This window comes from Pseudomonas sp. B21_DOA (assembly GCA_030544685.1).
In the GTDB taxonomy this organism is placed as follows: domain Bacteria; phylum Pseudomonadota; class Gammaproteobacteria; order Pseudomonadales; family Pseudomonadaceae; genus Aquipseudomonas; species Aquipseudomonas fluorescens_AO.
Genome location: CP086683.1, coordinates 4,158,039 through 4,182,196 on the forward strand (window position 1 = coordinate 4,158,039; position 24,158 = coordinate 4,182,196).

17 protein-coding genes and 2 pseudogenes are annotated in these 24,158 nt (G+C 57.6%); 11 read left to right on the forward strand and 8 right to left on the reverse strand.

Annotated elements, in window-relative coordinates; translation table 11 throughout:
- Positions 1–4 precede the first annotated feature (4 nt).
- Positions 5–205 (reverse strand): DUF1656 domain-containing protein, encoded by a 201-nt coding sequence (locus LJU32_19145; GenBank protein ID WKV87734.1) that lies wholly within the window; start codon positions 203–205, stop codon positions 5–7.
- Positions 195–2,330, reverse strand: coding sequence for an FUSC family protein (locus tag LJU32_19150; GenBank protein ID WKV87735.1), 2,136 nt, complete (start codon positions 2,328–2,330; stop codon positions 195–197). The genes LJU32_19145 and LJU32_19150 overlap by 11 nt, the downstream gene beginning before the upstream one ends.
- A gap of 170 nt (positions 2,331–2,500) precedes the next feature.
- Between LJU32_19150 and LJU32_19155 the strand changes: the two genes are divergently transcribed.
- The 3 genes from LJU32_19155 to LJU32_19165 all read left to right on the forward strand — a co-directional run bounded on the left by LJU32_19155 (position 2,501) and on the right by LJU32_19165 (position 6,859).
- On the forward strand, positions 2,501–3,556 hold the full coding sequence (locus LJU32_19155) for a tetratricopeptide repeat protein (GenBank protein WKV87736.1): 1,056 nt from the start codon (positions 2,501–2,503) through the stop codon (positions 3,554–3,556).
- Between the two features lie 133 nt (positions 3,557–3,689).
- The gene (locus LJU32_19160) at positions 3,690–5,192 is read left to right on the forward strand and encodes an AAA family ATPase (protein WKV87737.1); all 1,503 of its coding nucleotides are present in this window, start codon (positions 3,690–3,692) and stop codon (positions 5,190–5,192) included.
- On the forward strand, positions 5,189–6,859 hold the full coding sequence (locus LJU32_19165; protein ID WKV87738.1) for a response regulator: 1,671 nt from the start codon (positions 5,189–5,191) through the stop codon (positions 6,857–6,859). The genes LJU32_19160 and LJU32_19165 overlap by 4 nt, the downstream gene beginning before the upstream one ends.
- A gap of 38 nt (positions 6,860–6,897) precedes the next feature.
- On the opposite strand, the gene LJU32_19170 is transcribed toward LJU32_19165, so the two are convergent.
- The 5 genes and pseudogenes from LJU32_19170 to LJU32_19190 all read right to left on the reverse strand — a co-directional run bounded on the left by LJU32_19170 (position 6,898) and on the right by LJU32_19190 (position 13,422).
- Positions 6,898–7,275: a response regulator gene (locus tag LJU32_19170; protein ID WKV87739.1), complete on the reverse strand. Its 378-nt coding sequence runs from the start codon at positions 7,273–7,275 to the stop codon at positions 6,898–6,900.
- A 44-nt stretch (positions 7,276–7,319) separates the two neighbouring features.
- Positions 7,320–8,534, reverse strand: coding sequence for a hybrid sensor histidine kinase/response regulator (locus LJU32_19175; protein WKV87740.1), 1,215 nt, complete (start codon positions 8,532–8,534; stop codon positions 7,320–7,322).
- Positions 8,528–9,121: a chemotaxis protein CheB gene (locus LJU32_19180; GenBank protein WKV87741.1), complete on the reverse strand. Its 594-nt coding sequence runs from the start codon at positions 9,119–9,121 to the stop codon at positions 8,528–8,530. Before LJU32_19180 ends, LJU32_19175 begins: the two co-directional genes overlap by 7 nt.
- Positions 9,118–9,949: pseudogene (locus tag LJU32_19185) on the reverse strand (protein-glutamate O-methyltransferase CheR). Before LJU32_19185 ends, LJU32_19180 begins: the two are co-directional and overlap by 4 nt.
- Entirely contained in the window at positions 9,949–13,422 is a 3,474-nt protein-coding gene (locus tag LJU32_19190; protein WKV87742.1) for a response regulator, read from the reverse strand. Before LJU32_19190 ends, LJU32_19185 begins: the two are co-directional and overlap by 1 nt.
- A 262-nt stretch (positions 13,423–13,684) precedes the next feature.
- Between LJU32_19190 and LJU32_19195 the strand changes: the two genes are divergently transcribed.
- The 3 genes from LJU32_19195 to LJU32_19205 all read left to right on the forward strand — a co-directional run bounded on the left by LJU32_19195 (position 13,685) and on the right by LJU32_19205 (position 17,804).
- Complete coding sequence (locus tag LJU32_19195; protein WKV91151.1) at positions 13,685–14,053, forward strand: response regulator; 369 nt, start codon at positions 13,685–13,687, stop codon at positions 14,051–14,053.
- A 158-nt stretch (positions 14,054–14,211) separates the two neighbouring features.
- Positions 14,212–17,298, forward strand: a complete 3,087-nt coding sequence (locus tag LJU32_19200; protein ID WKV87743.1) for a hypothetical protein — start codon at positions 14,212–14,214, stop codon at positions 17,296–17,298.
- A 101-nt stretch (positions 17,299–17,399) separates the two neighbouring features.
- Complete coding sequence (locus LJU32_19205; GenBank protein ID WKV87744.1) at positions 17,400–17,804, forward strand: hypothetical protein; 405 nt, start codon at positions 17,400–17,402, stop codon at positions 17,802–17,804.
- A 65-nt stretch (positions 17,805–17,869) separates the two neighbouring features.
- On the opposite strand, the gene LJU32_19210 is transcribed toward LJU32_19205, so the two are convergent.
- Positions 17,870–18,151, reverse strand: a complete 282-nt coding sequence (locus tag LJU32_19210) for a hypothetical protein (GenBank protein WKV87745.1) — start codon at positions 18,149–18,151, stop codon at positions 17,870–17,872.
- Between LJU32_19210 and LJU32_19215 the strand changes: the two genes are divergently transcribed.
- The 5 genes and pseudogenes from LJU32_19215 to LJU32_19235 all read left to right on the forward strand — a co-directional run bounded on the left by LJU32_19215 (position 18,150) and on the right by LJU32_19235 (position 24,155).
- Positions 18,150–19,442, forward strand: a complete 1,293-nt coding sequence (locus tag LJU32_19215; GenBank protein WKV87746.1) for a glycosyltransferase family 4 protein — start codon at positions 18,150–18,152, stop codon at positions 19,440–19,442. The two genes, LJU32_19210 and LJU32_19215, sit on opposite strands and share 2 nt — an antisense overlap.
- A 121-nt stretch (positions 19,443–19,563) precedes the next feature.
- Positions 19,564–20,421, forward strand: a complete 858-nt coding sequence (locus tag LJU32_19220; protein ID WKV87747.1) for a phospholipase — start codon at positions 19,564–19,566, stop codon at positions 20,419–20,421.
- 80 nt (positions 20,422–20,501) lie between these two features.
- Positions 20,502–21,406, forward strand: a pseudogene (locus LJU32_19225) (AraC family transcriptional regulator).
- 338 nt (positions 21,407–21,744) lie between these two features.
- A complete protein-coding gene (locus LJU32_19230) occupies positions 21,745–23,055 on the forward strand; it encodes a sugar ABC transporter substrate-binding protein (GenBank protein WKV87748.1) in 1,311 nt (436 codons plus the stop codon).
- Positions 23,056–23,228: 173 nt separating this feature from the next.
- A complete protein-coding gene (locus tag LJU32_19235; protein WKV87749.1) occupies positions 23,229–24,155 on the forward strand; it encodes a sugar ABC transporter permease in 927 nt (308 codons plus the stop codon).
- Positions 24,156–24,158: the final 3 nt, after the last annotated feature.

Here is a 24,158-nt window from a genome sequence, read left to right on the forward strand (position 1 = left end):
GACATCAGGCTCCCATCAACAGAATCAGCGTGGCGCAGACACAGGCATACAGCGCGCCTTCGAACAGTGCTTCATGCCAGACCAGGCGCAGTACGCCGAGGCGCCGCAGACACCAGTCCAGCAGCATGAAAATCGGGATGGCCAGTAACAGCGCCTGCGCAATGGGCGGCAGATAGACCCCGCCAATCTCGAAATCAATGAGCAAGTTGCGGTTCTCCTTGCAGAGCTTGAGGTTGCAAATACTCGCCGTGGCGTTCCAGGAACGACACGACGATCAGCAGCGCCACGCGCATACGGAACACTGACCATAAATGTTCATGACTGGCGGCGTGCAACTCGTCCAGCTCTTCACCGAGTTCGTGCAGCGTGCCCAGCAGCGCAGCGAGCTGCACATCGCCGCGTCCGGCAACCAGGCGACCGGTTTTGCGTAACGCCGATGCCAGGCGCTGGCTGAACGCTTCGGTGAGCAACCCATTGTGCAAAGCCTGCTGCCGCAACTGATGCATCGCCACGCCCAAGGCCACGCATGCCAGACTGATTTCGTACAAGCGCTGCATGGTGCGATCGTTCGCCGCGGGCAGTAGGCCGAGCAGGCTGGTCAGGCGATCGGTCATCCGACTCTCGAAGGCGAATTGTTGTTCATCGGTCGCCGGCATTTTGCTCAGTTGATACACCTGCTCCCGCGCTTCGCCGTACAAGCGGCGAATGCGCAAGTCCGGGCGGAACGGAAAGATCAGTGCATAGACGATCAGGGCCAGCATCGCTGCACTGACATAAGCGCCGGCGAATTCGAACCATTGGATCGCCGTGTTCTGCCCGGTGCCGGTATTTTGCGGTCCAAGCATGAGAAAGCTGGACAGGCCAAGGCCCATGCCGATCCCCGCGGTGGCCGGACTGGAAATACCCACGGCAATGGCATACAGCAGCGGCGCCAACAGCAAGGCGAGCAGCTCGAAATCACTGATCGCCGGCACCAGCATGAATTGATAGAACGCCGACACCACCAGCGCCAGGCCCAAGCCACGGGCATAGCTTTGCGCGGCCATAAGCGGGCGCGGGAAGGTCGCCATCAGCGAGCAGAGAATCCCCACAAGAATCATCCCGCCACGCGCGCCATCCCACGCCGTTTCGATCCAGATCAAGCCGCTGACCAACAGCGCGGTAAAGGCGCGAATGGCATTCATTGAGGCCAAGGTGAAATCCAGATGCAAAGGACTGCTCTGCCCGCGATAAAGACAACTGGCCGGGCGGCCTTCCTGAATGGCGTCGCTCAGTTCGAGAATCTGCTCCAGTTGCTGCAGCAGCCGCGCCTGCTCCCAACGTAGCGCCCAGGCCAGTGAACGCAGGGTCGCGCTCATGTTCTCGGTCTGCTGCTCAGCCTTGTACGCCAACGCTTCGAACTGTTGCTGCAAAGTGACGAAACGTTGCCGATCGGCACCAGACAGCGCGCGGCCCTGCTGCGCCAACTGCTCAAGCAATGCCAGTTCTTCGGCACGCAGTTGCTGGACCTCCAGCGGCAGATCGCCCTCCCAGCGCTCGATGAGCAACTCACGTTGATGACGCAGCGCGGTCGGTCGCGAAGTGAGCAGCATCAGTTGATTGCCGAGCAGCAATACCAGGTTGTCGGCACTGCGCAAACGTGGAGCATCGAAATACAAATGGCGCCGCAATCCTTCCAGGGCGCTGATCTCACCGAGCAGTTGCATCTGTCGCCGCTGGAAATCGGCTTCGCTTTCTTCCGTGCGAAGCACCTCGGCGGCGTGGCTGGCGGCCAGTCTGATCACCTGATCGACCTTGGCGAAATAACCTTTGGCCACGGCTTCCGGGCGCGCCGTGAGCAAACTGACCACGCAGACGCAGGCCACCGCCAGCAACGTTTCGGTGACACGCGTAACCGCGAGCAGAAACGTGCCGTCCTGATCGGGAATCGCCAGCAAGGCCACGACCACAGCGGTGTAACCGCTGAGCACGAACGCCTGGGAGCTGGTGTAGCGCAACAACGTGCCACCCGCTGTGCACAGCGCCAGCCACAACGCCAGCGTGGTGATGAACGGCAGTGGCGCCTGAGGAAAAATCGCCATGATGACCACTGCCACGGCCGCGCCCACGGTGGTGCCGATCACCTGGCCGAAACTGCGTGCCAGCGCCATCCCTGCCAATGGCTGGCTGACAATGACCACCGCCATGATCGACCACTTCGGCTGTTCAAGATCGAAGATGAACGCCAGATACAGGGTCAACAGCCCGGCGGCAATGGTCCGCAGGGCAAACAGCAAAACAGCCTGACCGGGATGGATCAAAGCCTTGAAATAGGTGAACAGCGCTGACATGGGCACACTCTTTAAAACGACTTCTGCAAGCGTAGACACTGCCACAAAAGCCTGACGGATTTCACAGTCGACACGTGTCGTAGGACGATTCGCTGGCAAGGGTTTGACTCATGCGCCAAGCTGACCGAAGCTTGCCGCTCTGCTCAAGTTCGAAGCTTTCGGAAACCCGCATGACTCAGTCCCGCCGCAACCTGCTGATCGGCCTAGGCCTCGTACTGATCCTCGGCGTCGTCTGGCTGTCCTGGCGCAGCAGCACACCGACCATCCCCGACGCTATCAAACATGGCTACAGCGAAGCGCTGAACGCTGCACGCACCGGTGAACCCGGAGCAGCGCGCCAGTTGTACCAGCAATTGGGCCGCCCTGACATCTCGGTCAAGCGCCGGGTCTGGCTGCACGCCGAGCTGGCTAATTATCCCAGCCCGCAGGCGCTGAAACTGGCTGACATCGACTTGCACCACGAAGCGCCGCAAGTTCGCGTCGCAGCGATCAAAAGCATCGTCGGTCTGGTGCCCAACGGGCAGCGCAGTCTGCTGCTCGGACCGTTGCTCGACGATGAAGAACAAACTGTCCGTTTTGCCGCGATCAACGCCCTGCTCGGCCTGAGCCCGGATGAGTTGGGTTTGTATTTTGCACCGCTACAGCAGGCCATTGACGGCTGGCAGCAGACCCTCGAGAGCCAGCCAGAAAGCGCTGCCAACCATGCGCAATTGGCACGCTTGTATATTCACAACGCCGAATACAAACAGGCCCGAGAGGCGCTGGACAATACGTTGCGCCTGGAACCCGGCAACCTGCCGGCGCTGGTCATGCAGATTGATGTTCTCGACCGCCAGGGCCAGAGCGATGCTGCCCGCCAGTTGCTCGCGCAACAGCTCAAGGCGCAACCTGATTCAGCCTATCTGCAACATGCCCTCGGCCTGTGGCTGCTGCACCACGGCCAGCGTGAATATGCCCTGCTCGGCCTGTCCAAAGCGGTCGAGCTGGAACCGAACAACAAGGATTATCGCTACGACCTCGCCACTACCCTGCACAGCGCTGAAGAACTGGAAGCGGCGCAGAAACAATTGCAGGAAATCGTCCAGCGCCACCCAGCGGATCGCAAGGCGCGGGTGTTGCTGATCAACTATTGGAAGGAAAGCGGCCAGTTGCAGAATGTACAGATTCTGCTGGCGCAACTGGAACAGCTGAATCCGGACGACCCAGCCCTGCAACAAGGTCTTTAATCAAGGTAAAGCGGGTGCAATCAACCGCCTGTCGAAAGAAAAAGCGGAACCGTGATCATGCCCTGAGGTCAAGTTATTCAGGCGGCTCACCTAAACCAGCCGCCGGATTACCCTAGTCATAAGAGGGCGTTTTTTGACTACATCAAACGAGTTGATCAGTGCGAAAGCTGCCGTCGGCATCGCGGGTCTGGATGACATCCTCGCCGGTGGCCTGTCTCGCGGCCATGTGTTTTTGCTCGAGGGGGAACCCGGGACCGGCAAAACCACCGTGGCTCTGCACTTCCTGCGCGCCGGTGCGCTGGCCGGGGAACGCTGCCTGTACATCACTCTCTCGGAGACCGAGAAAGAACTGCGTCAAGGTGCACTCTCCCATGGCTGGGAGCTGAACGAGAACATCAAGATCTTCGAACTGACGCCGCCAGAAAGCCTGCTGAACGCCGAGCATCAGCAAAGCCTGCTGTACTCTTCGGACCTTGAGCTGGGTGAGGCGACCAAGCAGATTTTTGAAGTGGTCGAACGCTTCAAGCCGACCCGCGTCGTGCTCGACAGCCTCTCGGAAATCCGCCTGCTGGCGCAGAGCTCCTTGCGCTATCGTCGGCAGATTCTGGCGATCAAGCACTACTTTGTGCGTTATGACGCCACGGTCCTGCTGCTCGACGACCTGACCACCGAATCCCTCGACAAAACCGTACACAGTGTCGCCCACGGCGTGATTCGACTTGAGGAACTGACACCGAGCTACGGTGCCGAGCGTCGTCGGGTGCGCGTGGTCAAGTATCGCGGGCAGAAATACCGTGGCGGTTTCCACGATTTCACCATCATGGGTGACGGCGTCCACGTCTTCCCACGCCTGGTGGCGGCGGAGCATCGCGGCGACTACGCACGACTGCAGTTGTCCAGCGGCATCCCGCAAATGGACGCGCTGCTAGGCGGCGGTATCGAGACCGGTTCCAGCACGCTGATTCTTGGCCCGGCCGGTACCGGCAAATCGCTGATTTCGATGATCTTCGCGGCCGCTGCGGTGGCTCGAGGCGAAAAAGCCGCACTGTTCATCTTCGATGAAGAGCTGGGCTTGCTGTTCGAGCGCATGCGCCACATCGGTATCGACCTCAAAGCCTTGCAGGCGACCGGCAATCTGCTGATCGAACAGGTCGACGCCGCCGAACTGTCACCCGGGGAGTTGTCCCATCGCGTGCGCCGTTGCGTCGACGAGCGCGACATCAAGACCGTGGTTATCGACAGCATCAACGGCTACCAGGCAGCGATGCCGGAAGAGAACGCGTTGGTCCTGCACATGCATGAGCTGCTGCTGTACCTCAACCGCAAAGGCGCAGCAACCTTCATGACAGTGGCTCAGCACGGTCTGGTCGGCGATATGCAGGCGCCGGTCGATATCACTTACTTGGCCGACACGGTGATTCTGTTGCGTTACTTCGAGGCTCTCGGCAAAGTCCGGCGGGCCATTTCGATCATCAAGAAACGCACCGGCAACCATGAATCGACCATCCGTGAATACCGGATTTCTTCGCGCGGCATGACCATCGGCCAACCGCTCGAATCCTTCCAGGGCGTGCTGCGGGGCGTGCCGACCTACATGGGCACGGGTAATCCGCTGCTCGAGGATGAAAGCTTGTGACGGTCAACCCTACGCTGGCCGAACGGGTCTTGATTCTGGCGCCCATGGGGCGCGACAGTCAGATCGCGTTGATGATTCTCAACGAAGCCGGTTACGGCGGCATGGTGGCGCCGAATCTCGGTGCGCTGTGCACCGAACTGGAGGTCGGTGCCGGGCTGCTGCTGATCGCTGTTGAAGCATTGCGCGGTCCGGAACTGGAAGCGCTTATTGCCTACCTCGACCAACAGCCGGCGTGGTCGGACATGCCCATTGTGCTGCTGACCCACCACGGCGGCGAAGAACAGGGGCCGCCGTCACGCCTCAGTGCACTGCTGGGCAACGTGACTTTTCTTGAGCGTCCTTTCCATCCGGCGACGCTGGTCAGCCTGGTTTCTGCCGCCCTGCGCGGGCGGCGACGACAATATGAAGCGCGCGATCGGCTGATCGACCTGAGTGAAAGCGAGCGACGCCTGCAATCGACCCTGGAAACCCTTGAGCAGCAAGTCGAAGAGCGCACCGCCCAACTTCGTCACAACGAAGAAGCGCTGCGCCAATCGCAGAAAATGGAAGCGGTCGGCCAACTCACCGGTGGCATCGCTCACGACTTCAACAACATGCTTACCGGCATCATCGGTAGCCTGGAACTGCTGCGCCGGCGTCTGGCCAGAGGACGGACCGAGGATCTCGACAGCCTGATCAACCTCGGCGTGACTTCCGCCAACCGCGCCGCCGGCCTGACTCACCGCTTGCTGGCGTTCTCTCGCCGCCAGTCCCTCGACCCGAAAGCCGTGCAAATGAATACGCTGGTGCTGTCGATGGGCGAACTGCTGCAACGCAGCCTCAATGAAAGCATTCATCTGGAGATGCGCCTGGATGACGACCTCTGGGTTGCCGAAGCGGATCCCAATCAACTGGAAAGTGCCCTGCTCAACCTGGTTATCAACGCCCGCGATGCCATGCCCGAGGGCGGCAAACTGGTGGTGGAAACCAGCAATCAGGTGCTGCATAGCGATTTCACTGCGGCCTACAGCAATCTGGAGCCGGGCGATTACGTGATGCTCAGCGTCACCGACAACGGCAGCGGCATGCCGCAGAGTGTGGTCAGCCGTGCCTTCGATCCGTTTTTCACCACCAAGCCGATCGGCCAAGGCACCGGGCTGGGCCTGTCGATGATCTATGGCTTCAGCAAGCAATCTCGCGGGCATGTCTCGATCGACAGTGAAGTCGACCAAGGGACCACGGTAAAACTTTACCTGCCGCGTTTCCGTGGTGAAGAAATGGAAATTCCCGTCTCGGATTCGCAGCAGGCTCCGTACGCGAAGGATGGCGAAACCGTGCTCATCGTCGAAGACGACCCGGCAGTGCGCGTGCTGGTCAGCGCCGTGCTCAGTGAGTTGGGTTATGCCTTCGTGGAAGCCAGTGATGCGGACGGCGCCATGCCAATCCTTAACTCAACGCAGCGCATCGATCTGCTGATTAGCGACGTCGGTCTGCCCGGCATGAACGGTCGGCAATTGGCGGAGGTCGGTCGGCAATACCGACCAGGTCTGAAAGTGTTGTTCATCACCGGCTATGCCGAGCACGCGGCGGTGCGCGGAGGCTTCCTCGACTCGGGGATGCAAATGATCACCAAGCCCTTCACTTTTGATCTGCTCACCGCCAAGGTGCGCGAGATGATCAACAGCTGAAACAACGGACGCCGTCAAGACGGCGCCCGTTGTTTTAATCAGGCCAGCAATTCCTGAATCTTTTCCTGCAGCACATCCAGATCGAAAGGCTTTTCCAGAATCGGTGCCTTGTTGGTGATCGGGCTGCCGGTCTCACGGATTTCCTGCGGGTAGCCGCTGATGAAAATCACTTTGAGGTCCGGTCGCAACTTCACTGCCGGCTCGGCGATCTGCACGCCGGAGATACCGCCCGGCAGGCGGAAATCGGTGATCAGCATGTCCAGGTGAGGTTTGCTGGCGAGGATCTCGAAAGCCTGCTCGCCATTTTCCGCTTGCAACACGCGATAGCCCTGTCCTGACAGGTAATCCGTCAGGACCATCAAGATAACCGGTTCGTCTTCGACGACGAGTACTACATCTTGCGCATCTACGCTCATGGGAAGCCTTTGTTCGGTCAATAGCTGCTGATACGACCGTGTGGTCACTCAGAGGTTGCGTCGGATATGCCGTTTTCCTGGATCGGCAGACAAACGCGAAACAGGGCGCCTTCGTTGATTTCACTCTCGACGACGATGGAGCCGCCATGGGCGGCGACGATCTGCTCGGAAATGAACAGACCCAGCCCGAGCCCGGCCACCACCGTCTTGGCGGACACCCGTTCGAACTGCTGAAAAATACGCTTTTGGTTCTCGGAGCTGATACCAATGCCGTGGTCCTGGACTTCGACCCGCGCCTCGTCCCCTTCGCGATAAACGCGCACTTGAATCGGGCTGCGACCACCATAACGCAAGGCGTTGGTCAGCAGATTGGACACCACTTGCTCGATGCGGAATTCGTCCCAGCAACCTTCGACCGGCTCGGACGCTTCGAAGGAAACACTGGTCTCTGCCGCTTCCATTTGCGGGGCAAAGTTCTGCAGCAGATTGCTGACCAGTTGCACCAGATCGAAACGACTGGGGCGGATCGACAGTTTGCCGGTGCGGATTCGCGAGACATCGAGCATGTCCTCGATCAGGCGAATCAGGCTTTTGATCTGGCGCTCATCGCGATCGACCATCGCCTGCATCTTGTCGAGGGTGAACGCCGAGGCATTGTCCCGGGCCAGGTGCATCTTGCGCAGTTGGGTTTCGAGAATCAGGCCATTGAGTGGCGTGCGCACTTCGTGAGCGACGATGGACATGAAGTCATCGCGCATGCGCACCGCCTGCTGCAGCTCAAGCTGCGTGTTTTGCAGCTGTTGCAGCAACGCTTCCTGCTCGCGTCGGGCCTGCTCCAGCGCCTCGACCTGCTGCTTCATGGCCTTGCTCTGGCGATACAGATCGACGAAAACGTTGACCTTGCTTTTCACCGCATGGATATCCAGCGGTTTGTGCAGAAAGTCCACCGCACCGCTTTCATAGCCTTTGAACGCATAGTTCAGTTCACGGCCGGCGGCGCTGACGAAAATGATCGGGATGTTCTTGGTTTTCTCGGTGCCGCGCATCAGCTCAGCGAGCTCGAAGCCGTTCATGCCGGGCATCTGCACGTCGAGAATGGCCATGGCGAATTCGTGTTGCAGCAACAGCGACAGTGCTTCGTCCGCCGACAGAGCCTTGTAGACCGTGCGATCCTCGCGCTTGATCAGCGCTTCCAGCGCCAGCAGGTTTTCTGGCAGATCGTCGACGATCAACAGTTTGGCTTGGATATTACTCAGCATGCGATTCGTTCCAGCTCGACTAGCAGACGGCCGATGCCGTGAATGGGTAGGACATGATCCGGCTGCACAACGTTCAGTGCGGCCTGGGGCATGGTGGCGACTTGTGCATCCTCGGGGTCTTGAACAATGGTCAGGCCGCCGCAGCGCTTGACGTAAGCCAACCCGCGCGCGCCATCCTGATTGGCGCCGGTCAGCAGTACGGCGGCGAGTGTCTCCCCGTAAACGTCAGCGGCGGATTCAAACAGATAATCAATAGACGGCCGCGAATGATGTACGCGATCTTCAAGGCTCAGCGACAGGCTACGATCCGCTTCGACCGACAAGTGATAACCGGGCGTGGCGAAATACACCGTGCCGGCTTCAATGTCCTGCTTGTCTTCAGCTTCCTTGACCGGCATCGCCACACGGCGGGAGAAAACTTCCGCCAGATGACTGCGGCGTTCTTCCGGCAGATGCAGAACGATGATGATCGGCAGCACATAGCCTTTGCGCAACGGCCCGAGCAGGGTCAGCAACGCCTCGACACCGCCTGCGGAGGCGCCGATCACGACAGCCTCGATGCGAGGCAGGCTCGGGGTGTCGGTCATGATTTGCGGTAGATCCGTTCTTGTTTGACCAACGCCTCGAACTGGTTCGAGTAGTTGGAAAATCCAGGGTTTCCTTGCTGCCCAGCACCAGAAAGCCACGATGCGACAGCGATTCATGGAACAGCCCGAACGCCCGGTCCTGCAGCTTCTTGTTGAAGTAGATCAGTACGTTGCGGCAGGAGATCAACTGGGTTTCGGAGAACACGCTGTCGGTGGCCAGACTGTGATCGGCGAACGTCACGTTCTCGCACAGGCTCTTGTCGAAAATCGCGTAGCCGTAGGCGGCCGTGTAGTAGTCGGCAAACGAACGCTGGCCCCCTGCCTGTTGATAGTTGGCGGTGTAGGCGCGGACGTTTTCCATGGAAAAAATCCCTGCTTGGCCTTTTCCAGCGAGCGCGGGTTGATATCGGTGGCGTAGATGATCGTGCGGTCAAGCAGGCCTTCTTCGCGCAGCAGAATAGCCATCGAGTAGACCTCCTCGCCCGTGCTGCAGCCGGCGATCCAGATTTTCAGCGACGGATAGGTGCGCAGCAGCGGCACCACTTCGTTGCGGATCGCCAGGAAGTGCGACGGATCGCGGAACATCTCGCTGACCGGGATCGTCAGCAGTTGCAGCAGCTGCATGAACGCGGTCGGGTCGTGCAGGACTTTTTCTTGCAGGGCCGAGATGGTCGCGCACTCGAACTGACTCAGCGCATGCTGCACCCGGCGCTTGATCGAAGCGCCGGAGTAGTCGCGAAAGTCATAGCTGTATTTCAGGTAAATCGCCTCGATCAACAAGCGTAATTCGATTTCGCTGTTGCGCTCGGCTGAACTGCTGCGTTCCACTAGATGCGTTCCATTTTCGGTAACCACACACGTATCAGCGAGAACAGACGATCAAGGTCGATGGGCTTGGCCAGGTAATCGTTGGCGCCCGCTTGCAGGCAGCGCTCCTGATCGTCCTTCATGGCCTTGGCCGTTACCGCGATGATCGGCAGCTTGCGCCAGCGCGGATCCTTGCGGATTTCCATGGTGGCTTCGAAGCCATCCATTTCCGGCATCATCACGTCCATCAGCACCAGGTCGATGTCCTCGACTTCATGAAGTTTCTCAATCGCTTCGCGGCCGTTACGGCCGATCACCACGACTGCGCCTTTGTGTTCCAGCGCGCTGGTCAGGGCGAAGATGTTGCGCACATCGTCGTCCACCAGCAGCACTTTGCGACCTTCAAAGACCTTGTCGCGGCTGCGCGCGGTCTTGAGCATCTTCTGCCGTTCATGGGACAGCTGCGATTCGACTTTGTGCAGAAAGAGTGTGACCTCGTCGAGCAACCGCTCCGGGGAGCGTGCGCCCTTGATGATGATCGAGCGCGAATACTTGCGCAGCTCGGCCTCTTCGTCGCGGGTCAGGTTGCGCCCGGTGTAGACGATAACCGGCGGGAACGAGCAGATGTCCTCGGTGGACATGCGCTTGAGCAGATCGTTGCCGAGCATGTCCGGCAGCTTGAGATCGATGACCATGCAGTCGTAGATGGTCGTGCGCAGTAGCTCCAGGGCGTCCTGAGCCAGGCCGACGGCGGTGATTTCGATGTCTTCGTCGCCGATCAGCCGCGCGATGCTTTCGCGTTGCAGATCGTCGTCTTCGACCAACAGCACGCGCTTGACCTTCTGCGTCAGTTTGGCTTCGAGACGGGCGAAGACGTCCTTGAGCTCTTCGCGGGTGGTCGGCTTCACTGCATAGCCGATCGCGCCCATGTGCATCGCCGCTTCGACGCGGTCTTCTACGGAAATCACGTGCACCGGAATGTGCCGGGTTTCGGCGCGTTCTTTCAGGCGTTGCAGCACGGTCAGACCGGAGTGATCCGGCAGGCGCATGTCGAGCAGGATCGCATCCGGGACGAATTCGCGGGCCAGGTCGTAACCTTCGTCGGCGCCGTGGGCAACCAGGCACATGTAACCCAACTCATGGGCCAGGTCATAGAGGATTCGTGCGAAATTCGGTTCGTCTTCCACCACCAGAATGCAGCGGGTGGCAAACGGTGCCTTGTCGCGATCATCGGCGAAGCGCGGAATGACCGCCGGAATCGCCGATGCCAGCGGCGCTGCAACGGCGACCGGAGCAGGCGCTGAAGGTGCCGGGTGAAAGGTCAGCGGCGCGGCCGGCGAGTCACCGAACTCGTGATACTGACGCGGCAACACCAGCGTGAACGTACTGCCCTGCCCCGGTACGCTTTCTACACTGATCGAACCGCCCAGCAACGTCGCCAGATCCCGCGAGATCGACAGGCCCAGACCGGTGCCGCCGTACTTGCGATTGGTGGTGCCATCCGCCTGACGGAACGCCTCGAAGATACTTTCCTGCTGATCCGCAGCGATACCGATCCCGGAATCCCTGACGCTGAAAGCGATGTGATCGTTCGGCTGCGCAGTGATCGTCAGGCTGACGGCGCCGTGCTCGGTGAACTTGATCGCATTGGACAGCAGGTTCTTGATCACCTGCTCCAGACGTTGACGATCCGTGAACAGCAAGCCCGGTGCGTCCGGCTGAACCTCGACGCTGAAGGCCAGTTTCTTGTCCGCCGCCAACGGTTCGAACATCGAGCGCAAGCCGTCGACCAGACGATCGACACGGGTGTTTTCAGCGATCACTTCAAGCTTGCCGGCCTCGACTTTGGAAATGTCGAGGATGTCGTTGATCAGGTTGAGCAGATCGTTGCCGGCCGAATAGATCGATTCGGCGAACTTGACCTGTTCCGCCGACAGATTCTGCTGCGGGTTTTCCGCCAGCAGTTTGGCCAGAATCAGCGAACTGTTCAGCGGCGTGCGCAGTTCGTGGGACATGTTGGCGAGGAATTCGGACTTGTACTTGCTCGAACGTTGCAGTTCTTCGGCGCGCTCTTCGAGTTGGATCTGCGCCTGATTCAGCTCGGTATTTTTCTTGTCCATGGCATCGCGCTGTTCGGCGAGCTGCTCGTTGGTCTGCTCCAGCTCCACTTGCTGGGTTTCCAGATGCGCCTGGGATTCCTTGAGAATCCGCGACTGTTCTTCCAGCTCTTCGTTAGCGGTCTTCAGCTCTTCCTGCTGCACTTGCAGTTCTTCGTTGAGCTGCTGGGTTTCGGCGAGCACTTCCTGCAGACGCTGACGGTAACGCGCCGCCTCGATCGAGGTGCCGATATTGCCGGCAATCAGCTCCAGCAGTTCGATGTCGCGCTCGGACAGCGGACGCAGGAAACCCAGCTCGATCACACCGTTGACCCGGTCGTCATCGCTGGTCGGCACCACCAGCACGCTGTGCGGCAGGCCTGCACCGAGACCGGAGCTGACTTTGAAATAGTCGCCCGGGACCGAATCGAGGCGGATCAAGCGTGCTTGTTCGGCGACCTGGCCGACGATGCCTTCGCCACTGTAGATCGTCTGGTTTTGCTCTTCCTGTTCGCGGGAGAAACCATAGGTTGCGACGCGCTTGAGGCCACCGTGCTCTTCGCGCACATAGAGGGCGGCGACGGCGGTGCCGAGGTATTGCGCGCAGAATTGCAGAATGTTGCGTCCCAGCAGATTGAGCGTCAGTTGCCCCAGCACCTGCTCGGCCAGTTGTGTCTGGCCGTTGCGCAGCCACGCCTGCTTCTCCAGGCGTTCGGCGCTGGCCAGCTGTGCGGCGAGGTTGGCGCTGTAGTTGGTCGACAGGTTGAGCAAGTCGCGGCGGCCGATGTAGGCCAGCAACCCGCTGATACCGACGATGAAGATCAGATAAAGGGTGATGCTCCAGATGGTGGTGCGTCGCACATCCTCGTTGCGCGTGGCGCGCAGCACTTGCTCGGTCTCGATGACGTCTTCGAATTGCTTGCGAATTTCGTCGGTCAGGCGCTTGCCCCGTCCGGCCTTGACCGCCCCGCGATAGTCACCGCTGCTGCGCTGAAGATCGATCATCGATTGCGCATAGTTGGCCCATTCCACCTGCAACGCTTGCAGGCGGCGCAGACGATCGGTCTGTACCGGATTATCAGCGGTCAGCTCCAGCAACGTATTGAGAGCGACCTCGATACGCGGCTTGGCGATTTCATAGGGGTCGAGGAAGTGCTCGTCACCGCTGAGCAGATAGCCGCGCATGCCGGTTTCCAGATCGACGGTGAGCTTCACCGCCTCATTGGCGTTGTTGATCACCCGGTCGGTGTGCTCGACCCATTGAATGACCGACAGCAAATAAGTGATCAGCGAGACGAAGAACACGGCGCTGAGAACGCCGACGCCCAGCGGCAGGCTGACGTTGCGACTCAGTAATTTGCGAAACCGTTGTTCATCAACCGAAGACGAAGAGGACATGGGGCGGCCTTGGCGAACTGTTGAAAACCCGAGAGTTTGCCCCAAAACCCTGGTCTGGATCCATTTTTCTCACACAAATGATGGCATTTTCCTACGCACGTCTGCGCATTGGGCGACGCCAACGGTTATCCTTGCCGCATCACACCGAGCTGTTCTTTTTGTATCAGCTCGGGAACTTGTGGCTATGCGCCACTTACTCATGCAAGAGTCCGGCATTTTCGATCGCCCGGTATCCCCCGATTTCATTTTTGAGAGCCCTGCCATGTCTACCAATGCCTCCACCATCCTTGTCGTAGAAGATGACGACATCGTGCGCATGCTCATCGTCGATGTATTGCAGGAGCTGGAATTCACGGTGTTAGAGGCTGATGACGGTAAAGCGGCACTCAAGATTATTGCGGATGCTGGGCAGCCGATCGATTTGATGATGACCGACCACGGCCTGCCTGGCATGGATGGCCGCGAACTTGCTGAAAAGGCGCGAGAACTACGCCCTGCTCTGCCCATCCTGTTTGCCAGCGGTTATGCCGAAACTATCGAAGTGCCCAGCGACATGTATGTAATTGGCAAACCGTTCTCCATAGACAAATTGCGCGACAAAGTAAAATCCATCATTGATCAAAAATCTTAACCAACCTTCATCTGATGATGACACTTCCCCTCGGGACACCATTTCAAGAACAATAACGTTCGTACAACTGAAAAACTCACTCACATAAAGCACGTTGATTAGTATCCATTTAAAAAAGAGGATAAGCCGCACTTACAGACCAACAACAAGCGAACTTCATGAACATCAAACCTGCAAATTTCCCCAGCCAACGCAACTTATCCAGGATTCCTGATTACGCCGACTTTCAGAGCGATCACACGCCCAGCGACAACCGCGAGCGCGAAGAAGTTATTTACAAACTGAAAAAGCGCTCGGCGGGTCTCACCCCATCGCAAACACTATCCCTCGTCGGTGCAACCCTTACTCTCGAGCCTGGATCGTCTCTGGAAGACGCCCTGCTTCCGGGTAGGCAGCTGCTGAAAAAGATGTCCGAACATGCGTCCTTCAAAAAACTGCTGACAACGTTGCAACTATCCGAGCGTGTCATTTTTGAAGTAACAGCTGAAGGCGAAATAAATGCAATAACTTCTAACAACGTTACTGGATTCGCAAACGCTTTCGTACTTGCTGCGGATCTGAAAGAAGACCTGCAAACACTTATTGAAATGGCAGAGCTGACCGGCGGCAAGATTTCCAGCACCGATCAGATTGATGTAGCGCAATGGCTGAAATTCCATGGTTATGTAATTCCGCGCGATGCCGCCGAAACTTTCCGCCTGATGGCATTCATGGCTGCCCCGCCCGATCCAGGCGCGAAGTTCGGTAACTATCGGGAGATGATCAAGGCAAGCGAAGGCAATGCGGCCACGCTTTCAGCGACTCAAATCGGTGAGCTTCGAAAACTGATTGCCAGCTACTTGAAAGGCCAGTCCTTACTGGAACATTTGTCGGAACGTATTCTGGGCGGGCGGCCAACGCCGTTTACACGCTCCGAAGCAGAAAACGTGATAGACCTATTAATCTCCAGTCCGATCGCTGCTCATTGGGCGGACGCCTACGTGCGCGATCTGGACTGGTACGGCGCGCGACCAGATCAACCCCAATCGGCCGCGTCCCGCAGACAATTAATACTGACGTCGCTATTGGTCGATCTCCACCCGCAAGTCGGTGAACAAGAGCCGCGCAACCATGTGGCCGACTTCGATTTATATGCCGCCGAGCATCTGGAACTCTCCTTCGCAGAGGTCCAGACCAGGTTCGAAAATCACCTCATCACGCATCATCGAGTCAGCCGTAAAAACGCCACGCTTGCAGCTCATCTGTTACTGGCCGAACCCGCACCGGAGTTTCTGGTCAAGGATCTGCCTGAAGAACTGGTACTGGGCACACCGCAATGCGTCGAATACTGCCGAGCCGTGGCAGTGCATGAGATCATCGCGCCAGGCTCGACCCGCTCAATGACTTACGCACAGTTGCAACAGCGTTCAACACTGGAACCGGCAACCGATTCACGCAAGCAACTCGACACTCTGGCAGCGGTGGATCCTGTCATCGACTGGGCCGTACTGAATAAGATCCTCTCGCCTGAAGATGTCGAGAAGTCTGTCCCCGAGGCTCTGAAAGTCGCCACGAACGCCTATGTGCAGCATGCCAAAACCCTGGCCGAAAACGCTGAAACATTGACGCGTCCTCTGCCAACGCGCAGAGGCGTTGCACTGGACATCCTCAAGCATGTTGCCAAGGGTTGCACTTATCTTGAAAAAGACGTCCTCAAGCAAGTACGCAACACACCGCTGGAGGACGCGTACAGCACGATGCGCCTGTCACCGGTTGAACTGCACATGTCCAATGATCTTGCGACTGGCGACTGGGACCTGAAAAAAGGCGAAAGTATTTATGAAGCGTTTCCCGGCCTGTTGCGCAATCTGGTTTCTCCCGATGGTGAGTTTCACCGTCAGTTCAACCGAGCGTATGTCACACACACGCAAGCCATGCATACGCATTTGAAACAGGCATTCTCATTCTTGCCACTGCCCGACCGGATCCGTTTGCTCAAAGGCAAAGTAACAATGTTCACGGTCAGACCCTCGGTCGCAAAACTCCAGACCATCACGAATCTGTCCGTTAATCCCATTGCGTCGGTCATTGACTTGATCGTGAAGACAGATGGGCATAAACCCACTGAAAGCCATCAGGAAATAGATGAAGCAAAGGGCCGTTACGGGGTTGTGATTTACTGCGAGTTCGAAGGCCAGGTTTCGTGTTACGAATTACTGACGTTGCAAGGCGTCTGCCGTGAAAACACTGAACTGGCAGCACTTATCCAGCGTGAGAACCTGTTGGAGCCAAAAGTTCGCCGCACCGGGATAAATTACTCAGCGCCGGCCACAGTGCATCAATTACCAACAGACATCGAATGTTATACCCATGGTGTTACGCCCGGCCTCGTCGCTGTCAGTTCGGGAGTGATCGACAGAGTCGGTGAGCTGTCCGCCGCGCCACCGGCGCAGATCAATGGCTACTATCAGAGCTTCTACTCTACGGAATTCGATCGCCTGGTGAATTTCGTGCTCAAGCACAGACCTGTGGCCACTTACGATGAACTCGTCAAAGAGTGTTGGGGACAGACCCGGCTTGAGGCATTGCGGATCAAACGGGACAAGGATCTGGATACATTCCTCAACGTTATCGTGCCGTTCAAATCCTGTATCGAGGATCTGACCTCCGACGATGTAGAACGACAGATTCAGGGAGCCGCAGCGTGCACACTGGAAGCCGCAATGACAATCCTTCTAGTAGTCGCTGCTGTTGCAAAAATTGCCAGTGTGGTTGCCAAAAGCATGAGCATCGCCACGAAGGCCGGCAAAATTGCGTCTACGGGTGCTGGACTGGTCAACAGTATCTTCAACCCGCTGGATGGCGCTACGGATGTGGTGTTCAAAGGAGCGAAATTATTACGTAAAGGCTGGCAAAGCGGGGTGGCCGCACTCGAAGGCGCCATTCACGACGCCCGCAAATGGACTGCAAAGCCGCCATACCATGCACTTTCCTCGGTGGTCGATACAGACACTATCCGCTTGGGCACCCGGCAATATGCGCAAAACTCGAGCGACATATTCCAGGTATGGGGCATCCGCCACACTGATGAATGGTACGCCGTGAACCGCTTGGGTGAGCCGTGGGGACCAAAGTTGAAAAACCTTAAGCTGGTCAACTTCTTTCGTAACCCTCTCAAGCGAGCGAAGCCGTTCAGTTACACGCGTGGCTATCTGAAAAAGCGATTCCTCACGCCAAGAGCAAAATCGACAACACTATTCAGTTAATCTCCGATGCCGGCAACGAGGAAGTCAGAGCAATCATCCGGCATGTATTCGGTGACAACTCGAATGCGGCAGTTGAGCACATCACCAGCAACTTGCGAAAGATGCGCAGGGATCTTGACTTCCTCAGTCTGGATAACATGATCTTTCGACCGCCGGGTAGCGATACCCTTGCTGCGTTACAGCCTCAAGCTTATAAACGCTGGCAAGCGGCAGTAAGCTCCAATACCAGACTGGACGTCAACACCAGGACTTTCCTGGCCATGTACCCGGATAATCTTGATGAATACTATGCAGCGGCCAAGTACGACGATGCCAGGATCGGCGATGTTCTTGTGCATGAAATATCTCACGGTGCACCCGACACGCTTGATTTCTACTACGGTGAAGTGTTCAAGGGCGCCACTCCGGCAGAGTACAACGCGGTCGGGCTGCTGGATTTCGCAAGAAACCTCGCAAGGCCCATCCCAAGAATCTGGCCAACCCTCATTACGGCTTTGCCACGTTAAAAGACTTCGAGGACTTTGAGTCGAGCATTGCGAACTGGCCAAAAATCATGCAAGAACATCCGGCGTTATTGAATGCCGAGTCCTATTCCCTGGCTGTCTCTTTGATCGATCAGTACCAAACCAGCGAGGCCACGTTTCACTTCAACCTTGCCGCGATCACCCATGCGATCGATAGCACCGCTCCCGGAGAGTTTCTTCAGGGCCCGCTCCTGCTCAACCTGGCCAAACCGGCTTTTTAAACAGGGCTTGAAAATGCAGTGCTGACGAAAGGGGCGCAGATAACGATCACTGTGGTTTAATTGCGCCCTTTTTCTGCCGACTCGGCTGATATTCAGGATTGCCGTCATGACACTGCCCTCCACCACCAAAGTCCTGGTCATTGGCTACGTCTGGCCCGAACCACGCTCGTCTGCAGCCAGCGGCCACGTCATGCAGATTCTCGAAACGTTCCTCGAGCAAGGCTGGGACATCACCTTCAGCAGCCCGGCCGGCCCCGGAGAGCATAAGGCGGACCTCAGCGCGCTGGGCATTCGCGAAGTGCCGATCGAACTCAACAACAGCAGTTTCGATACGTTCATCAGCGCGCTGGCGCCGGATATCGTGCTGTTCGATCAGTTCATGATGGAAGAGCAGTTTGGCTGGCGTGTGGAAAAACACTGTCCTGCCGCTCTGCGTGTACTCGAAACATCTGATCTGCAGAGCTTGCGCCATGCGCGCCATCAAAGGCTGAAGGACCGCTTGAAGGTCAACCAGGATCAGGACGACTTCACTGATCTTTTCGCGCCAGGGTTGCGCGAGGAATTTGAGCTGATGGCTGACACCGATCTGGCCAAACGAGAGATTGCAGCGCTGTACCGGTGCGATCTGAACCTGATCATTTCTCCCACGGAAATCAAGCTGTTGGTCGAGCAGTTCGGTCTGTCGCCGGAGTTGCTGCACTGGTGCCCGCTGATGGTTGATCGACCAGGCCTCGAGCCGTCTGGATACACGGAGCGCGAGCATTTCCTCAGCATAGGCAATTTTCGTCATGCGCCAAACTGGGATGCCGTGCTGTGGTTGAAGACCACAATCTGGCCGTTGATCAGGGCGCAACTTCCGGCGGCGCAGTTACACGTCTACGGCGCGTACACCCCGCCGAAAGCCTCGGCGCTGCATAACGCGGCGCAAGGCTTTCACATCATGAACCGTGCCGAGGATGCCTTGCAGGTGATGTCAGCGGCGCGAGTCTGTCTGGCACCGTTGCGGTTTGGTGCCGGTATCAAAGGCAAACTGATTGATGCGATGTTGTGTGGCACGCCGAGCGTGACCACGCCCGTCGGCACCGAGGGCATGCATGACAATCATCCATGGCCGGGCGCCGTGGTGAGCACTGCGCATCAGTTCGCCGAGCAAGCGGTGCAGCTGTATAACGATCAGCTTCGGTGGCAGCAGGCACAACAATGGAGCCTGGAACTACTTGAGCAGCGTTATCAGCGAACAACTCACGCCGCTGCGCTCATAGAACGAATCCATGCCTGCCGACAACTTTTGCCGCAATTTAGAAAAAACAACTTCACAGGTTCAATGCTGCGTCATCACACGCTTAAGAGCACGCAATACATGGCGCAATGGATCGAAGAAAAGAAACGCGACAAATAATAGAAACAATGAACAACATATTGCATCACTCATCGTATTGGCAACTTCGCCACATCTATCTATAAACAACCTGCAACGCCAACATGACCGTTGGCGCAAACTAAAACCATGCAGGCTTATTATGAACGCTCCATACAACACTTATGAATGGATGACGGCGACACCGTCCCTCGACAGTTTGACGCTTCTGCAAATGGCGCTGCCGGGCACGCACAACGCGGGTAGCGACTGGCAAGCTTCTTATCCGCTCCTCGGTCCGCCGCGCCACTGGCTGGCATGTCAGCACAATACGTTTTTCCATCAGCTCCATCACGGCGCAAGAGCCCTGGATATCCGCCTCGATTATGAGCAGAGTGCCGAGGGGTTGGCTAAATTCCGCCTACATCACAACGGCCATCGCAATTCGCGAACGCTGGGCCATCTTGTTACAGACGTAAATGACTTTCTGGAAAAGCATCCTGACGAATTTATTGTGCTGGATTTTCACGCGCTGGACGGTGAGAACTTTGACTTCGCCTATTTTAATCAAATGATTATTCACTTCCTGGGCATGCGCATTATTCCCCGGAGCAATCATTACTTGCCGATCGAACAATTGAAGCAAATCAGTCCGCGACAACGTATTGTGGTGGCGGCACAGTCTCACCGGGATCTGAACGAAAGCGTGTTTATCGGCAAAATCGACCACGAATGGACTGGCGAAAACATCACTAACGTTCAAGAACTGCACCAATTCATCACCCAGCTATTGAAAAAACCAACTTCCAGTTGGGAGTTCTGGTCCTTGTCCGCAACAAGTTACAGCGCCCTTGGCGGGCCGGTGGATATTCATGACCAGCTGAATGAATTGTTCGATCCAGGCAAAAGCAACTGGGCCCAGCTGTGCAACATCATCAATGTCGATTTTATTGAAGAGTCACGAATCGTCGATTTTTGCCGCACGGCCAACCTGAACAAGGTGCACGGGCGCTCCGTTTGATCTGCTCAGCCATCAGACTGGCGCCGAGCATGACAAACCGGGCATGATCCTGCGCAGAGAACAAGAACAGCGCCCCTGTCATGACCCGAACCGCTCGCGTGACCGATCCTTCCTACGAGTTGATGGATGACCATAACGGGTTGTCCATCATCTACCGCCAGCACGGCTTCCCTGCCCGCTGGTGCGCTGGCATTTTCACAAGGAATACGAGCTGCACCTCATCGTCGCCAGTTCCGGCAAAGTGTTCATCGGCGATTACATCGGCAACTTCTATCCGGAAACCCTGTTTCTGACCGGTCCGAACCTGCCGCATAACTGGATCAGCCAGGTCGCCGAGGATGAAGTGGTCGAGAAGCGCGACATGCTGGTCAACTTCACCGACGAATTGTTTGAAAGCGGGCATCAGGTTTTCGCTGAACTGAAAAGTCTCGCGCCACTGCTTGAGCGCGCGCAATACGGCATCGAGTTTCGCTGCAAACGCACAATTCGCCAGGCGATGACGCTGATGCAGAAGATCGCCGACAGCACCGGTATCACCCGCCTCGGGCACTTTTTCATCCTGATGGAATTGCTCTCTTCCACAGACGATTTCCAGTTGCTGTCCGGTGCGACTACGCCGCAACTGGCCGACGAACACAACATCGACCGCACCAACCGCGCGGTCGATTACATCTTCAGCCACTACGCGCGGGACATCTCACTGGAAGAAGTGGCCGAGCATCTGGGCATGACGCCGACCTATTTCAGCCGTGTGTTCAAACAGGCCACCGGGCGAAACTTCATCGAGTTCGTCAATCGCCTGCGCATCAGCAAATCCTGTGAATTGCTGGCCGACGGTGACAAACCGGTGACCGAGGTGTGCTTCGAATCGGGGTTCAACAACATTTCCAACTTCAATCGGCGCTTTCTGCAACTCAAGGGCATGACGCCGTCGCATTATCGGCGGCTGGCGGTGCAGCGGCTGACTGAACAGAATCATCTCTGACGACACGCCACCTGTGGGAGCGAGCCTGCTCGCGAAAACGTTCTGTCAGTCAAGAACCCTGTGACAGGGATATCGTCTTCGCGAGCAGGCTCACTCCTACAGGGGGCTGTGTCGGCATCAGAAACCTGTACACATCCAATATCAGTTTTCGCGCAAACCCCTTCCCTTCGCCCACCCAACCAAACCCCAGTGCAAAAAAGTATCAACAAAAGTGCTAGGGATGATTTGTCAGCCCTGCCGTTGAAGGCTGTAATCAGCGCAGATTCTTCCTGCATTCGGAAGACACAAAAACAATAACCGTCCTTCTGCCCCGTCGGGTGCCAGAAAAGGAGTGCACGATGCAACCCACTGCAAAAGCTCTGCTCGCCCTCACCTGCATGACCCTCAGCAGCGTCAGCCTTGGCGCCCAGACCCTGACCATCGCCACCGTCAACAACAGCGACATGATCCGCATGCAGAAACTTTCGAAAACCTTCGAGAGCGAGCATCCGGACATCAAGCTCAATTGGGTGGTGCTGGAAGAAAACGTCCTGCGTCAGCGCCTGACCACGGACATCGCCACTCAGGGCGGCCAGTTCGACGTATTGACCATCGGCATGTACGAAGCCGCACTCTGGGGCAGCAAGGGTTGGCTGGAGCCGATGAAGGACCTGCCGGCCAGTTACGCCCTCGACGACGTCTTCCCGTCGGTGCGTGAGGGCCTGTCGGTGAAGGGTTCGCTGTATGCGCTGCCGTTCTATGCGGAGAGTTCGATCACCTATTACCGCACCGACCTGTTCAAGGACGCCGGGCTGACCATGCCGGAGCGTCCGACCTGGGAAGAAATCGCCGGCTTTGCCGAAAAGCTCACCCAGAAAGACAAAGAACAGTACGGCATTTGCCTGCGCGGCAAGGCCGGTTGGGGCGAGAACATGGCCCTGGTGACCACGGTTGCCAATGCTTACGGCGCGCGCTGGTTCGATGAGCAGTGGAAGCCGGAATTCAGTGGCCCGGAATGGAAAAACGCGCTGAATTTCTACGTCAACACCATGAAGAAATCCGGCCCGCCAGGCGCATCCAGCAACGGCTTCAACGAAAACCTCGCCCTGTTCAACAGCGGCAAATGTGCAATCTGGGTCGATGCCAGCGTCGCCGGCTCGTTCGTCACCGACAAGACCCAGAGCAAGGTCGCCGACCACGTCGGTTTCACCTTCGCCCCGCATCAGGTCACCGACAAAGGCTCGGCGTGGCTGTATTCGTGGGCGCTGGCGATTCCGACCAGCTCCAAGGCCAAGGACGCGGCGAAAACCTTCAGTGCCTGGGCCACTTCCAAAGAGTACGGCGAACTGGTTGCCAAGACCGATGGCATCGCCAACGTGCCGCCGGGCACCCGCGCTTCGACCTACAGCGATGCGTACATGAGCGCTGCGCCGTTTGCCAAGGTGACGCTGGAGTCGCTGAAGGCAGCTGACCCGAGCAAACCGACGCTGAAACCGGTGCCGTACATCGGCATTCAATTGGTGACCATTCCTGAATTCCAGGCAGTGGGCACCCAGGTCGGCAAGCTGTTCTCGGCGGCGCTGATCGGCCAGACCACGGTGGATCAGGCGCTGGCGGCGGCGCAGCAGACCACGGAACGCGAGATGAAGCGCGCGGGTTATCCCAAGTAACGCCTCTAAACCTGTGGGAGCTGGCTTGCCAGCGATGAGGCCGTCATATTCAACATTGATGTCGTCCTCTCCATCGCCATCGCGGGCAAGCCCGCTCCCACAGGGTCCGCGTCGATGTCAGGAATGCTGGTTTTTCCTGAACATTTATCTGCACCCACTCGGTTGTGAATGCCATGAATACTTCAACTGCCAAAGCCCACATCGACCTGTCGCCACCGCAGCGCAAGCTGCGGGTGCGCAATCCCGGCTGGTTTCTGGTCAGCCCCTCGGTGGCGCTGTTGCTGCTGTGGATGATCGTGCCGCTGGGCATGACCCTGTACTTTTCGATGATTCGCTACAACCTGCTCTACCCCGGCGAAAACGAATTCGTCGGGCTTGAGAACTTCACTTACTTCCTCACCGATTCGGGCTTCATGCCCGGCGCGACCAATACGTTGTTGCTGGTCGGCAGTGTGCTGCTGATCAGTGTGGTCTTCGGTGTGTTGATCAGCGCGTTGCTGGAGGCCAGCGAATTCCTTGGTCGCGGCCTGGTGCGGGTGATGCTGATCTCGCCGTTCTTCATCATGCCCACCGTCGGCGCGTTGATCTGGAAGAACCTGATCTTCCATCCGGTCTCGGGGATCCTCGCCTACATCTGGAAGCTGTTCGGTGCGCAACCGGTGGACTGGCTGGCGCACTACCCGCTGTTGTCGATCATCATCATTGTTTCGTGGCAATGGCTGCCCTTCGCGATCCTGATTCTGATGACCGCCATGCAGTCGCTGGATCAGGAACAGAAAGAAGCCGCACGCCTGGACGGTGCCGGCCCGATCGCGATCTTCTGGCACCTGACCCTGCCGCATCTGGCGCGGCCGATTGCCGTGGTGGTGATGATCGAAACGATCTTCCTGCTCTCGGTGTTCGCCGAAATCTTCACCACCACCAACGGCGGCCCCGGCTACGCCTCGACCAACCTCGCCTACCTGATCTACAACCAGGCGCTGGTGCAGTTCGATGTCGGCATGGCCTCGGCGGGCGGCTTGATTGCCGTGGTCATCGCCAACATCGCCGCGATCATTCTGGTGCGGATGATCGGTAAAAACCTGACTGACAAAGCGTGAGGC

Excerpts from the sequence above, each read along its gene's own strand:
- LJU32_19195 (WKV91151.1), top strand. The coding sequence starts at position 13,685 with ATGTCTACCAATGCCTCCACCATCCTTGTCGTAGAAGATGACGACATC.
- LJU32_19150 (WKV87735.1), bottom strand. The coding sequence starts at position 2,330 with ATGTCAGCGCTGTTCACCTATTTCAAGGCTTTGATCCATCCCGGTCAG.
- LJU32_19220 (WKV87747.1), top strand. The coding sequence starts at position 19,564 with ATGAACGCTCCATACAACACTTATGAATGGATGACGGCGACACCGTCC.
- LJU32_19230 (WKV87748.1), top strand. The coding sequence starts at position 21,745 with ATGCAACCCACTGCAAAAGCTCTGCTCGCCCTCACCTGCATGACCCTC.
- LJU32_19210 (WKV87745.1), bottom strand. The coding sequence starts at position 18,151 with ATGACGGCAATCCTGAATATCAGCCGAGTCGGCAGAAAAAGGGCGCAA.
- LJU32_19180 (WKV87741.1), bottom strand. The coding sequence starts at position 9,121 with ATGACCGACACCCCGAGCCTGCCTCGCATCGAGGCTGTCGTGATCGGC.
- LJU32_19155 (WKV87736.1), top strand. The coding sequence starts at position 2,501 with ATGACTCAGTCCCGCCGCAACCTGCTGATCGGCCTAGGCCTCGTACTG.
- LJU32_19215 (WKV87746.1), top strand. The coding sequence starts at position 18,150 with ATGACACTGCCCTCCACCACCAAAGTCCTGGTCATTGGCTACGTCTGG.
- LJU32_19175 (WKV87740.1), bottom strand. The coding sequence starts at position 8,534 with ATGCTGAGTAATATCCAAGCCAAACTGTTGATCGTCGACGATCTGCCA.
- LJU32_19170 (WKV87739.1), bottom strand. The coding sequence starts at position 7,275 with ATGAGCGTAGATGCGCAAGATGTAGTACTCGTCGTCGAAGACGAACCG.
- LJU32_19235 (WKV87749.1), top strand. The coding sequence starts at position 23,229 with ATGAATACTTCAACTGCCAAAGCCCACATCGACCTGTCGCCACCGCAG.
- LJU32_19200 (WKV87743.1), top strand. The coding sequence starts at position 14,212 with ATGAACATCAAACCTGCAAATTTCCCCAGCCAACGCAACTTATCCAGG.
- LJU32_19205 (WKV87744.1), top strand. The coding sequence starts at position 17,400 with ATGCGCAGGGATCTTGACTTCCTCAGTCTGGATAACATGATCTTTCGA.
- LJU32_19190 (WKV87742.1), bottom strand. The coding sequence starts at position 13,422 with ATGTCCTCTTCGTCTTCGGTTGATGAACAACGGTTTCGCAAATTACTG.